The sequence below is a fragment of the Chromobacterium subtsugae genome (assembly GCF_001676875.1).
GTDB lineage: Bacteria > Pseudomonadota > Gammaproteobacteria > Burkholderiales > Chromobacteriaceae > Chromobacterium > Chromobacterium subtsugae.
In genome coordinates this window covers 1-12623 of record NZ_JYKA01000021.1, presented here as the reverse complement: position 1 = coordinate 12623, position 12623 = coordinate 1, and the positions used below count along the sequence as shown (strand labels likewise).

General features: G+C 61.5%; 15 protein-coding genes. 9 read left to right on the top strand and 6 right to left on the bottom strand.

The window, feature by feature from the left end; translation table 11 throughout:
* Window positions 1-6: 6 nt before the first annotated feature.
* The 5 genes from fliT (at window position 7) to MY55_RS19005 (ending at window position 3152) form a co-directional block, all read left to right on the top strand.
* Entirely contained in the window at window positions 7-345 is a 339-nt protein-coding gene (gene fliT, locus MY55_RS19025) for a flagellar protein FliT (RefSeq protein ID WP_043579802.1), read from the top strand.
* 147 nt (window positions 346-492) lie between these two features.
* On the top strand, window positions 493-846 hold the full coding sequence (locus MY55_RS19020; RefSeq protein ID WP_047237697.1) for a DUF2802 domain-containing protein: 354 nt from the start codon (window positions 493-495) through the stop codon (window positions 844-846).
* Window positions 843-1883 (top strand): flagellar hook-length control protein FliK, encoded by a 1041-nt coding sequence (gene fliK / locus MY55_RS19015; RefSeq protein WP_081284760.1) that lies wholly within the window; start codon window positions 843-845, stop codon window positions 1881-1883. The genes MY55_RS19020 and fliK overlap by 4 nt, the downstream gene beginning before the upstream one ends.
* Entirely contained in the window at window positions 1867-2202 is a 336-nt protein-coding gene (locus MY55_RS19010; RefSeq protein WP_043579807.1) for an EscU/YscU/HrcU family type III secretion system export apparatus switch protein, read from the top strand. Before fliK ends, MY55_RS19010 begins: the two co-directional genes overlap by 17 nt.
* Before the next feature lie 83 nt (window positions 2203-2285).
* Entirely contained in the window at window positions 2286-3152 is an 867-nt protein-coding gene (locus tag MY55_RS19005; protein ID WP_043579809.1) for an NAD(P)-dependent oxidoreductase, read from the top strand.
* 68 nt (window positions 3153-3220) lie between these two features.
* On the opposite strand, the gene MY55_RS19000 is transcribed toward MY55_RS19005, so the two are convergent.
* Window positions 3221-3490, bottom strand: coding sequence for an HU family DNA-binding protein (locus tag MY55_RS19000; protein ID WP_043579811.1), 270 nt, complete (start codon window positions 3488-3490; stop codon window positions 3221-3223).
* 764 nt (window positions 3491-4254) lie between these two features.
* Between MY55_RS19000 and MY55_RS18995 the strand changes: the two genes are divergently transcribed.
* A complete protein-coding gene (locus tag MY55_RS18995; RefSeq protein WP_160309861.1) occupies window positions 4255-5808 on the top strand; it encodes a B12-binding domain-containing radical SAM protein in 1554 nt (517 codons plus the stop codon).
* Between the two features lie 208 nt (window positions 5809-6016).
* On the opposite strand, the gene MY55_RS18990 is transcribed toward MY55_RS18995, so the two are convergent.
* The 3 genes from MY55_RS18990 to MY55_RS18980 form a co-directional block, all read right to left on the bottom strand.
* Complete coding sequence (locus MY55_RS18990) at window positions 6017-6433, bottom strand: hypothetical protein (protein WP_047237698.1); 417 nt, start codon at window positions 6431-6433, stop codon at window positions 6017-6019.
* A 469-nt stretch (window positions 6434-6902) separates the two neighbouring features.
* Complete coding sequence (locus tag MY55_RS23870; RefSeq protein WP_047239061.1) at window positions 6903-7121, bottom strand: hypothetical protein; 219 nt, start codon at window positions 7119-7121, stop codon at window positions 6903-6905.
* Between the two features lie 542 nt (window positions 7122-7663).
* A complete protein-coding gene (locus MY55_RS18980; RefSeq protein WP_043581297.1) occupies window positions 7664-8530 on the bottom strand; it encodes a YicC/YloC family endoribonuclease in 867 nt (288 codons plus the stop codon).
* 98 nt (window positions 8531-8628) lie between these two features.
* Here MY55_RS18980 and MY55_RS18975 point away from each other — a divergent pair, with 98 nt between their 5' ends.
* The 3 genes from MY55_RS18975 (at window position 8629) to rph (ending at window position 11256) form a co-directional block, all read left to right on the top strand.
* The gene (locus MY55_RS18975; protein WP_065202887.1) at window positions 8629-9600 is read left to right on the top strand and encodes a serine/threonine protein kinase; all 972 of its coding nucleotides are present in this window, start codon (window positions 8629-8631) and stop codon (window positions 9598-9600) included.
* Window positions 9597-10475, top strand: a complete 879-nt coding sequence (locus MY55_RS18970; RefSeq protein ID WP_047238635.1) for a PP2C family protein-serine/threonine phosphatase — start codon at window positions 9597-9599, stop codon at window positions 10473-10475. Before MY55_RS18975 ends, MY55_RS18970 begins: the two co-directional genes overlap by 4 nt.
* Before the next feature lie 64 nt (window positions 10476-10539).
* On the top strand, window positions 10540-11256 hold the full coding sequence (gene rph / locus MY55_RS18965; RefSeq protein ID WP_043581304.1) for a ribonuclease PH: 717 nt from the start codon (window positions 10540-10542) through the stop codon (window positions 11254-11256).
* 48 nt (window positions 11257-11304) lie between these two features.
* On the opposite strand, the gene MY55_RS18960 is transcribed toward rph, so the two are convergent.
* Both MY55_RS18960 and MY55_RS23865 read right to left on the bottom strand, forming a co-directional pair.
* Window positions 11305-12141: a trypsin-like serine peptidase gene (locus MY55_RS18960; RefSeq protein ID WP_047238636.1), complete on the bottom strand. Its 837-nt coding sequence runs from the start codon at window positions 12139-12141 to the stop codon at window positions 11305-11307.
* An 88-nt stretch (window positions 12142-12229) separates the two neighbouring features.
* Window positions 12230-12623, bottom strand: a 394-nt coding sequence (locus tag MY55_RS23865) for a hypothetical protein (protein ID WP_425266121.1), incomplete at its 5' end; no start/stop codon positions are given.

The window sequence follows — 12623 nt, the reverse complement described above, 5'->3', positions numbered from 1 at the left end:
GCAGCCATGGAGCAGCAATTCGCGATGAGCGCCGAGGGGCTGGCAGATTTGATCGACGCGCTGGAGCCGCTGGCGGCGCAAACGCTGGAGGTGGCGCGCAGCCATGATCGGCCCCGATTCGTGGAGTTGTACCGCAGCCAGGAAGCCTACACCCAGCAATTGCTGAAGCGGCTCGAGGCCGGCGAATCGCAGCAATTGAGCGGCGCACAACGCGATACCTTGCGCCGGGTGCTTGGCTTGCGGGTGCAAACCCAGCAGCAAATCGCTTCCTGGGCCGAGCAGGTCAAGCATGAGCTGAGGGCGTTGAGCCAGAGTTCCAAGCTAAGCCGGCAATACAAGGCGTGAGCGATGCCGGCTCTGCCGGCCGGATGCGCGGCCTGGCCGTAAAAGCGCCGCAACTGCTTGTCGGGTGATGGGGTTTTGACTTGGGTTGTGCCGTATTTCGCCATACACTTAAAGTCAATGCGGATGTTCACCCGAGGGGAATTTTCCATGTCCGGCGCCTTCTTCCCATATCTGATGGTCGTGCTCTGGCTGACGCTGGCGGTTGCCATGGTCTACCTTTTCGGCAGGCTGCAGCGGCTGGAAAGCAAGCGCGACAGCCTCACTTCGCTGTACCTGGATCAGCAGCAGCAGCAGATCAGCTCGCTGCAGCGCGAGGTGGCCCGGCTGCAATCGCGGAGCGAGCACCAGGCGCAGGCGGAGCCGGGACTCAGCCCGTACAATCAGGCGATCGAAATGATACGCCAGGGGCTCACCGCGTCCGAAGTGGCGTCGCGTTGCGGCATTTCCCGCAGCGAAGCGGAGTTGATCGTCTCACTTTATCGTAACAGTCCCACTTCATGATTCCTTCACTGCCCAATGCGATCGCCATCACCACGCAAGGCGCGCAAACCCTGAACCAGCTGAGGGCCCCGGTAGACGGCGCCCGCTTGCTGGAGGCGCTGGTTCAGCCTTCCCGCCTGCCATCGCTGATGATAGGCGAGTTGCTGACTGCCAAAGTGGCCGATCAACTGGGCAATAACCAGCTGGCGGTGCTGATCAAGAATGGGCTGTTCACCCTCAGCCTGCCGCCGGGCGTCAATCCATCCGGCGATACGCTGAATCTGAAAGTGGTTTCGCTGGAGCCGGCTCTCACCTTCGCCCTGCAAGAGGGCGGCAAGGATGCGCCGCCGGCGCAGGACGGCTCGGTGGCGGTCAAGCTCAGCCAGGCGTCGCGCTACCTCACCACCCTGCTTGGCGCTTCCGACGAATCCGCCGCGCCCAGCAAGCCGTTGCAACTGGATGCCGCCGAGCATCCGCCCGCGGTGCTGGCCAAGCAGCTGCAGCAGGACGTCAAGCAAAGCGGTTTGTTTTACGAGTCGCATCTGAAGGATTTCAGCAACGGCCTGCATCCGATCGAGCAGCTCAAGCAGGAGCCGCAAGCCAAGTTGACGCTGACCTTGCATGCGCTGGCGCTGGACGATGGCTCGAAGACCAGCCAGTCGCAGACCCGGCCCCAGCTGCAGGAGCTGGGCGGCCTGGTGCAGCGGCAACTGGATGGTTTGGAGAACCGCGCGGTGCAGTTCCAGGGCATGGCCTGGCCTGGGCAGCCGATGCAGCTGCAAATCGAGCAGGAGGCGCTGCAGAACGAGCGCCGCGGCGATGGCCAGGAAGATATCCCGGTCTGGAACACCAGCCTGGCGCTGGAGCTGCCGGCCTTGGGCGGCATGGCGGTGCGGGTGCGGATGGTCGGCCAGTCGGTCCAGGTTTCATTCAGCGCCGACGAAGGCGAAACCGGACAGAGAATTCAGCAGAACGCGGCCCGGCTGCAAAACGGCATGGCGGCCGCCGGTTTGACGCTGGCCAGCTTGGTGGTGAATCAGAATGAACCCGCAGAATGACGACAAGCGCCGCTCGGCGGTGGCGCTTTCCTATCAAGATGGCCAGCGCTCGCCGCGCGTGGTGGCGAAAGGCTACGGCCAGATGGCGCAGCGCATCATCGAATGCGCGCAGGAGGCCGGCGTGTTCGTTCACGATTCGCCGGAACTGGTGTCCTTGCTGATGCAGGTCGACATGGACAAGCACATTCCCCCCGAACTCTACCGCGCGGTGGCTGAAATCCTGGCCTTCGTCTATTACCTGGAACGGCAGGCCGGCGATGGCCAGGCCGAGTTCGAAGACTGGCTGGCGGGCCGCAAAACCCCGGTCAGCAATCCCTGATCTGATTCCCGCATCCCCTGCTGGCGCAGCTTTGCGCAATCGCCTATGCTCTGCCGATCAAGGACGATCAATCGGAGACTGGCATGCATATCGGATACATCGGCTTGGGCATCATGGGCCGCCCTTGCGTCATCAACCTGCTGAAAGCCGGCCATCAGGTCAGCGTATGGGCGCGGCGCAAGGAGAGCGCCGCCGAGGCGCTGGCGGCCGGCGCATCCTGGGCCGATAGCCCGGCGGAGCTGGCTGGGCAGGTGGAAGTGCTGGTGACCAATGTGTCGGATACCGCTGACGTCGAGTCCGTATTGTTGGGCGAGGGCGGCGCGGCGCAAGGCGCGCGGCCCGGCTTGGTATGCGTGGACATGAGCACCATCGCCCCCAACGGCGCGCGCCGGATCGCCGCGCGGCTAGCCGAACATGGCGTCGAATTTCTCGACTGCCCGGTATCCGGTGGCGAAGTCGGCGCGATCAACGGCACGCTCACCATCATGGCGGGCGGCAACGCTCAGGCGCTGGAGAAAGCCAGGCCGGCGCTGCAGGCGATGGGGCAGACCATCACCCACATCGGCGCCAGCGGCGCCGGCCAGGTGGCGAAAGCGTGCAATCAGATCGCGGTGGCGGTGGGGGTGGCGGCGGTGGCGGAAATCGTCAAGCTGGCGCGGGCCTGCGACGTTGACCCGGCGCCGGTGCGCGCGGCGCTGTTGGGCGGTTTCGCCCAGAGCCGGGTGCTGGACGTGCATGGCCAGCGGATGATAGACGACAATTACGCGCCGGGCTTCAAAGCCAAGCTGCACGCCAAGGACATGCACATCGTGATGGATACCGCGCGCGAGCAGGGCATCAGCCTGCCGGCGGCGGAACGGACGATGCAACTGATAGACCAACTGGTGGGGCAAGGCGAGGGGGAGTTGGACTCTTCCGCTATCGCCCGCCTGATCTGGCAGCAGAACTGAGCGGCGCCCACACGCAAAACGGGCCGGTGAAACCGGCCCGTTTTTCATATCTGCCGATCGCGCAAAGCTTAGGCGATGCGGTCTTTCAGCTGCTTGCTGGCAACAAACGCCACTTTGCGCTTGGCGGCGATTTGAATGGTTTCGCCGGTTTTCGGATTGCGGCCGGTGCGGGCGGCGCTTTCCTTCACCTTGAACTTGCCGGCAACGATGCTCAGCTCGCCGTTGTTGGCCAGGGTGTCCAGCAGCACTTCGTCGAAGGCGCCCAGAACACGCAGTACATCGGCCTTGTTGAGGCCGGACTTGTCGGAGAGAAGGGCAATCAGTTCGGCTTTGGTCATGGTGTGCGTCTTTCGCGAAGGGTAAAGCCTTATTTTCCGTGATTTTCCGGCAGCAAGAAAGCTAAATAAGCACCTTTTTGTCCCGATCCTGGCGCTGACGTGGTGCGACAGCCTCAGCTTTGCCGATATGGGGATTTTTTTGTGCGAATGTCATTCTCTTGCTGGGCTGCGGCCGGTCCAAACCGCGCGGGTGCGCGCTGCGGCGCGTGGCGGATGCCGCGGCCGGGCGGTGAGTGGTGCGGATGCGCAGGCGGGGTCGGCGATGTTCTCGGCGCCGCCCGGCGCTCGCGCGCGCTATCGATTTCTGCATTGACGGCTTGATTTTTACGCGCATCTCAGCGCATATATTGATAGACGCGGCGCTAGCCTAGGGCGTGCTGTTTGCAATGTTTTTTTAAAGCAGGCTCAGTGATTGGTTGAGTTGTGCATTTTATGTCTTGGAATGAGCATTTTGTATTGCTTTTTCCCATTCTTGTCCGGCGGCTCTCTCAAGGCGGGGCGAGTGGAAGAAATGGCTGTCTCAAGGTATATCCCTATTGTCCGATAGAAGTGGAGAGCAGGATAAGGGCTGTGGCGCCGGCTGCTTGGCGCTATCATGTCGATGTTTGAAAGGCGATGCATCCTGGATTGATTACATGTTCGCGAGGTCAACAATGTCTTCCAAGTGTTTATTGATTATCCCGCCTAACATTACCTTTGAGGCTTTTGTCAATCCATCCGCCAATAGCAAGTATTGGACTCACGCGAACGGCAAGAGATATGGCGTGCTGATTACCGACGTCCCGCTTGGCGTGTTGACCATCAGCGCATGGCTGAAGGAAAAATGCGATGCTGAAGTCAAGGTAATCGATTTCAACACGGAAATACACCAGACTTGGGATGATCCTGACGCCACTTCCTTTCATGACTGGTTTGAAAGAGTGCTGTCCTCTGTGAAGAAGTCTGGTTTTGAGCCGGATCTGATAGGTTTTTCCTCCTTGTTCATCACCGGGTATGAAAATCTTTTGAGCTTGGCGGATATTTCGAAGCAGATTTTCCCTCAGGCATTCCGGATTTGCGGTGGCAACCTCCCCACAACCATGTATCGCGAAGTGTTTGCGGATAGTCCAGAGGCTTTTGACGCGCTTTGTTTCGGAGAAGGGGAGTTGCCCCTGTCGGAGCTGATGGCGGCGGAAAACAAGCAGGATTACTGCAATGCCTCCGCCCAGTGGGTGACTCGGGAGAGCGTGAAGGCCGGCGCCCTCTACCAGCATAACTTCATCTCCAATCTCGATGAAATTCCCGATCTTGATTACGATTGCATCGATCTGGAGGCGTATCATCTTAACCCTACCATCAAAGCCTATACCTCGATTGGGGATAGAACAAACTATATAACCTATATGGGTAGCCGCGGCTGCCCATTCCATTGCACCTTCTGCGCCGCGCATACCGTGCATGGTCGCAAGATGCGCAGCTTTTCCATCGAGAGAATCGAGCGCGAACTTTTCGATTTATGCGAACGGTATTCGCCCAATACCTTGGTGATAGAGGACGATATGTTCCTGTGGGACAAGGACTGGGCGAAAAGCGTGCTGAAGATCGCGCAAAAGCTGAACCTGGTTTGCTTTTTCCCCAATGCCTTGGCCTTGTACGCTTTGGATCGGCCGATGCTGGAGGAGCTGTACCGAACCGGCGTGCGTCAATTGACGCTGGCGGTCGAGTCTGGCAGCGCGCGGGTGTTGAAAGAGGTAATGAAAAAACCGCTGAAGCTGTCGATTACCAATCGGGTGGTCGAGGATTGCCGGGATTTGGGCATTTATACCGACTGCAACATCATTATCGGCATGCCGGGCGAAACGCTGCGCGATATCGACGATACCAGGGAGTTTTTGCGCTCTTTGGATGCGAATTGGTATCGAATCAATGTCGCCACGCCGTTGGCCGGCAGCGAGATGTATATCAATGCGGTGAAGAATGGCCAGATCAAGGGCGATATCCGGATGGCAGGCTACAAGAAATGCGTCGTCGAAACCAAGGACTTCACGCCGGCGCAGATAGAGGCCGTCGCCTACGATATCAATCTGGAGATGAACTTCCTGCGCAACTCCGATTTGAAGTACGGCAATTACGAGCGGGCGCTGGAAACCTTCAGCAATGTCTTGCTGCTGCGCAATGACCATGCTTTGGCGATGTACAAGGTGATCGAGTGCAAAAACCTGATGGGCAAGTTTGACGAAAGCGAGGCGCTAGCGCGGCGGCTGGATGAAATGATCCAGGCCAGCCCGTTCTGGACCCGCTACTTCCAGGAGCATGGCCTGGAAGTCGCTTCCTGTTGAGCTGCCGCGGCGCATCTCCGCGCCCAAAGCAAGACCGCCTTTCCTATTGGAAGGGCGGTTTTGTTTTGCGGGCAGGCCGGAATGTTCTAGAGGCGGCGAAAGCGGATGGATATATCTCAGTGCTGCAGCAGGACACCGATAGGCTGGCCATCGCCGCCGGCTTGGCAAAGCAAAACGCCCGCGTGGGGCGGGCGTTTTGCTGGCGGTATCAAGCAGTGGTGTCGAGCAGCGAGCCGACAGTGCCGCCGCTATTGCTGGAAGCGCTGGTGGAGGTCGAAGCGTCGGCGCCGCTCGATTCGCCGCCGCCGCCGCCATGGCGATGGTGGTGGCCGGAGTGGTGGCTTTGCAGCGTCTGGAAGGCTTGCTGCGCGCTTTGCAGATTGCCGCTTTGCAGCGCCTGGCCAAGCTGGGCGAACGGGCTGTTGCTCTGCGAGCCGGAGCCGTTGCCGCCATTCGGCAGGTTGGCGGTCAGGCTGGAGTAGGCCGATTGCGCCTGGCCGAGGTTGCCGGACTGCAGCGCGGAAGCCAGCTGCTGGAAGTTTTGCTGGTTCTGCTGCCAAGTGGCGGAACCGCTGTTCTGGACGGGCCAGTTGGATGCGCCGCCACCGATGCTGCTTACGCTCATGATGTTTCCTTTTCCATTCAAACCGGCGGGGGCCGGTGTCATTGCTGTCCAACGTCGTCTTTGCCCGGCTTGCCACTGTGATCGAGCGTGGCTTGCGGTGCGGATGCATCACGGCATAAACCCGTTATCGTCGCCGGCCAGCCTGGCTTGAGTCACAAACCTTGCCGCCATTGTTAAGAGTTATTTAAATAATTTGATGTCATTAAATGGTATTTCAGGCGGAGGGGGCCGCGGTGTGGCGGTGGCTGCTGAGGACGCAGGCGCAGGAAAAGGCCAGGGGATACAGAAAAGCCCCGGCTGGAGGGGCTTCTGTGGTTTTGCTGATGCGCAGTGACGCGTTGTGAAAGCTTTTGAATCTGATTATTGAGTAGATGGCTCAAAGCCTTGCCTGTAAAGGATCAAGCCATTCGCGTTTTTCTTATGAGTACACCCATGGGTACACGATAAAACGGAATGCTCCAGGCTTCTATCATGCACGGCGATAGGGAATGTTCAGCCTGTCGAGCTCTGCCAGGAACTCTTCTGGTACTCCAAACGTACAATCAACGACCGTATTTCCAACAACGGTCGGTCCTACGGCCTCAACGGCGAGCGATGTGATGGATGCGTCAGTGATTGTCTTCAACCACGGGATGTAGGCTTTTTTAACTTTCGCATAGTGCTCTTTGAGCACATAGATAATGACCATGCTGGATACCCCTTTGAAGAGTCTTGGTGGTTGAAATTGAATGTTAGCCGGGTCAAGCGGGATGGCCGGAATAAAGCCGGCCTGCCATTGGCAGGCAGCTTGACAGCGTCCTTCATGGGGTTTGTTTTCGCCACGGAGCCATTACCTCGTGTCGAGCCGCCCGGGGCGCAAAAAAGCCCGCGCGCGGCGGACTAAGCGGTAACACGGCCGGGTGGCCTTACTTTATCGCTTGGCGCGCCGCGGCGGGCCGCCTTATCCTCGAGCGCTGCGGTGCCGAGGGCGATGGCCTCCTGCCAAGCGGCGGCCAAGTCCTCGTTATCTTTGCGCAGCCGGTACATGTGGCGGCGGGAGATCCTGGCTTTCTTTGCCGTCGCGCTGACGTTGGCTGTCAAACGACTCCGCGAAAGTGCTGTGTGGACCTCATCGGATGCACGGCGAGCCTGCGTTTTGTTGGCACTCCATGACACGGTTTGAAATGAATAAAGCCCCGGCTGGCGGGGCTTTTGTTGTTTCAATGACACGCCGTGACGCGTCGTGAAAGCTTACTCGATGTTTTGAATCTGCTCGCGCATTTGCTCGATCAGCACCTTCAGTTCCACCGAGGCCTGGGTGGTGTCGGTGGAGACCGATTTGGAGCCCAGGGTGTTGGCTTCGCGGTTCAGTTCCTGCATCAAAAAGTCCAGGCGCTTGCCGGATTGGCCGCCGGATTTCAGGATGCGGCGCACTTCGGACAGGTGGGTGGTGAGGCGCGACAGCTCCTCGTCCACGTCTATCTTCTGCGCGAACAGCGCGAACTCCTGCTTCAGCCGGTCTTCGTCGACGCTGCCCAGGGCTTCCTGCAGACGGCCGGACAGCTTGGCCATGTAGTTGTCCAGGATTTGCGGCAGCTTCGGTTTGATGGCGGCGACGATGGCCTCCATCGACTCGATGCGCTCGATCAGCACCGCCTTCAGTTTTTCGCCTTCGCGGCCGCGCGAGGCGTTGAAGTCGGCCAGCGCGGTTTGCAGCGCCGCCAGGCACAGCTGTTGCAGCACTTCGGGCGCCAGTTCGTTGCTTTTCAATACGCCGGGCCAGCGCATCAGTTCGCCGACGGACAAGCCTTTGTTCTCGCCGCTTTGCTGCTGCACTTCGCGGGAGACCTCGAGCAGGCGGCTCAGGAAGGCCTGGTTCAGTTCCAGCGTGGGGGCGGCGCTGTCCACCTGGTTGAGGCCGACGCGGCACTCCAGTTTGCCGCGGGTGACGCGGGCGGCGATCTGCTCGCGCAGTTGCGGTTCGATGATGCGCAGCTCTTCCGGCAGGCGCATCTGCACGTCCAGGTAACGGTGATTGACGGCGCGAACTTCGAGGCTCAACATGCCGCCAGGGAATTCCCGGGTAGCGGCGGCAAAGCCGGTCATGCTCAGAATCATGCGGGGCTCCTGTATCTGTCCAATTTCCAAATGCCGGGCCCGAATTGCTTTGCTAAGCTCAATTCAGGGCCAGTGGACACTATAACAACTGCCATCCGATGACTCAATCCAGCAAGCAAACCGCGCTGCCGGCAGGCTACCGCCTCGCTGAGTACACCATAGTGCGCCAACTTTCGGTTGGCGGCTTCAGCGTGGTCTATCTGGCTTTGGATGATGACGACCACAAGTTCGCCATCAAGGAATATCTGCCGCGCAACCTGGCCGACCGCAACCGCGAGGGCGAGGTGACGGTGCCGCACGAAATGGACCGGGACGCCTTCAACCTGGGCTTGAAGTGTTTCTTCGAGGAAGGGCGGGTGTTGTCGGGCATCGCGCATCCGACCGTGGTGCGGGTGAGCAATTTTTTCCGCGCCAACCAGACGGTGTACATGGTGATGGAGTACGCCGACGGCCGCTCGTTGGGGCGCGAGCTGGAGCTGGCGGGGGGGCGGATGGAGGAAAGGCTGATCCGCAAGTGGTTCACCGCGCTGCTGTCCGGCCTGCGCGAGGTGCATAGCCAGCGCCTGCTGCATCTGGACATCAAGCCGGCCAATATCTATTTGCGGCGCAACGGCGTGCCGCTGCTGCTGGACTTCGGCGCGGCGCGGCAGACGCTGTCGCGCCGCGACAAGCATTTCGCCGCGATGTACACGCCGGGTTTCGCCGCCCCGGAGCAGTATGAGAAAGACCAGCCGCTGGGGCCGTGGACCGATATCTACGCGATCGGCGCCTGTCTGTACGTTTGCATGGGCGGCGCCACGCCGCCGAATGCCAGGGAGAGGCTGGAGCGGGATGGGCTGGAGCCGGCCGGCAAGGCGTTCCGGCACTTGTATTCGCGCGAGCTGACCGAATTGTGCGACCGCTGCCTGGCGCTGGCGCCGGATCTGCGGCCGGCCACGGTGATGGAGGTGCAAAAGCGGCTGCAGGAGACGGAATACAGCCAGCCGGAGCCGCCGCCCGGCGACGGCAACAAGCTGGTCGGCTGGATCCGCGGCCTGACCGGCGGGCGCCATCGAGAGGGGACCGAATGAAACTGTCGATTTTCCAGGAGAGCAGGATAGGAGGGCGCAGCTACAACCAGGACAGGCTGGCGCTGGCGCATTCGCGCGATACGGTGATGCTGGTGGTGGCGGACGGCATGGGCGGGCATATGCGCGGCGAAGTGGCCGCGCAGATCACGGTGGACCTGCTCAGCGAGCTGTTCTACCAGCAGGCCGCGCCGACGCTCAGCCATCCCAACCGCTTCCTGGTCAACGCCATCAGTTCGGTGCATCAGGTGATCCTGGAATACGCCGCCGACCACCGGCTGCCCGACGTGCCCAGCACCACCGTGGTGGTGGCCATCATCCAGCAGGGCCAGCTGTATTGGTGCCATGTCGGCGACTCCAGGCTCTACTTGCTGGACGGGCAGGGCATGCGGCTGCGCTCGCGCGACCATTCGCAGGTGCAGCGCCTGATCGACCAAGGCCTGCTCAGCGAGGAGGGCGCCAAAACCCACCCGGACCGCAACAAGATCTACAACTGCCTGGGGGCGACCAGCGACCCGGACATCGACATCGGCGAGCGCCAGGAAGTGGGGCCGGGCTGTTCCATCGTGTTGTGCACCGACGGCCTGTGGTCGCAGGTGCAGGACGGCGAGATGGAAAAGGTGTTCGCCGGCCGCCACGTCAACCAGGTGTTGCCGGCGCTGATCAATGTGGCGGAGCGGCGCGCCGGCGCCGGCGGCGACAATCTGTCCGCGCTGGCGGTCACGCTGCTGGACGATTCGGTGGAGCTTGGCGATCGCGACGATGTGCTGGATACCGAGAAGACGCCGCCGCAGAAGGGCGGGCGGCTGATTCTGGAGTCCAATCTGGAAACCATGCATCAGGAAATCCTGGCCAGCCAGGTGGGCAAGGGCAGCTGAGCCCGGCCGCCCGGCGGAGGCTGGTATAATCGCCGCCGTTTCCACTTTCTTTGACAAGGCCATCATGCGACCTTCCCAACGTAGTGCCGACGCGATGCGCGTCGTGCGGCTGACCCGAGGCTACACCAAGCACGCCGAAGGCTCGGTGCTGGTGGAGTTTGGCGACACCAAGGTGATCTGCACCGCCAGCGTGGAGGAGACGGTGCCGTCCTTCCTCAAGGGCAAGGGCCAGGGCTGGGTGACGGCGGAATACGGCATGCTGCCGCGCTCCACCGGCAGCCGCATGCGGCGCGAATCCGCCGCCGGCAAGCAATCCGGCCGCACCCAGGAAATCCAGCGCCTGATCGGCCGCTCGCTGCGCGCGGTGATCGATCTGGCCAGGTTGGGCGAGCGCCAGATCGTCATCGACTGCGACGTGATCCAGGCCGACGGCGGCACCCGCACCGCCAGCATCACCGGCGCCTACGTGGCGCTGGCCGACGCGATCCAGGGGCTGATCCGGGCAGGCAAGCTGGACGCCAGCCCGCTGCGCGACCAGGTGGCGGCCATCTCGGTGGGCGTCTATCAGGGACAGCCGGTGCTGGATCTCGATTATCCGGAAGATTCGTCCTGCGAAACGGACATGAACGTGGTGATGACCGGCAGCGGCCGCTTCGTCGAAGTGCAGGGCACCGCCGAAGGCGAGCCGTTCAGCGAAGAGGAGATGCTGGCGATGCTGGCGCTGGCGCGCAAGGGCATAGGCGAATTGCTGGCGCTGCAGCGCCAGGCGCTGGCCGGCTGAGCGCGTTCGCGCCGCAGATGCGACAAGCCGCCCATCGGGCGGCTTTTTTCATGGGCGGGCCGATTTTGCCGGCTTGGCGGGCTTGGCCGATTTGGCGATGAAGGCCTGCAGCGCCTGGCGGAACATCGGAGCGGAGACGCTCATATTGTCCTCCAGCTTGCGGCGGGAGGCCGGCGGCGCCGAGCTTTGCACCGCGACGATGGTGGCCTGGCCCTTGGCGTCGATGACGAAGATGGGCGAGCCGCTATTGCCTTCCAGCGTGTCGCAGCGATGGGTGAGGCGGCCGTCGTCGCGCAGTTTGGTGGCCTTGCAGCCGTGGTGCACGCGCAGGTGGCGCTGGTCGTCCACCGGGTAGCCGCCCTGGGTGATGGTCCAGTTTTGCTTGGCCAACAGCGTCTTCAGCGCCTGGGCGTCGCCGGAGAATACCGGCACGGTGCCCTGGCTGTGGCCCAGCGGCGTGGCGAGCCGGACGAAGGCGAAATCGCGCGGCGCGATGCGCGGCGGGATGTAGAGGCCATCGCGTTTGTGGATCAATCCTTTCAGGAAGGCCTTGTCCACCTGCACTTCCTTGATGCGGCTGAGCGCCTGGTATTCATTGCCCCACAGGCCCACGGTGAAGCTGACGGCGGGGTCGAAGCGTCCCTTTTCGTCGACGAAGCAGTGGCCGGCGGTCAATACCACGTCGGGCGCCACCAGGGTGCCAGTGCAGATGGTGCGGGAGCGGGTTTCCAGCTGGCCCACGGTTTGCCAGGGCATGTGGTCGGGATGTTCGAGCACGCGGTCGTCCTTGCCGAAAAACAGGATGCGGTGCTCCTTGCTGAGCGGAGCGGCATGGGCGAGCGTGGATAGCAGGGACAGGCAGAGGGCAAGGCGTGGCAGCTTCATCGGATGGCACCTGGCAATGAAAACGGGGCGCAGAGCGCCCCGTGCAATACAGCGCCGCAACTGAAAAGCCGCGGCGTTCGCGCGTCAATTACTTGGCGGCGGAAGCAGCGGCTTTCTTGCCAGCGTGCTTTTTAGCAGCGGCTTTTTTGGCCGGAGCGGAAGCTTCTTTCTTGGCTGCTTGAGCTTTCTGAGCAGCGGAAGCTTCTTTCTTGGCTACGTGCTTTTTAGCGTGCTTGTGGGCAGCTTTTTTAGCCGGAGCGGAAGCGTCTGCCTTGGCAGCTTGTGCTTTTTGAGCAGCGGAAGCTTCTTTCTTGGCAGCGTGCTTTTTAGCGTGGTGCTTGTGAGCCTTCTTGGCTACCGGAGCGGAAGCGTCGGCCTTGGCGGCTTGGGCTTTCTGAGCGGAAGCTTCTTTCTTGGCTACGTGCTTCTTGGCCTTCTTGGCTTTCGGAGCGGAAGCGTCGGCCTTGGCGGCTTGGGCTTTT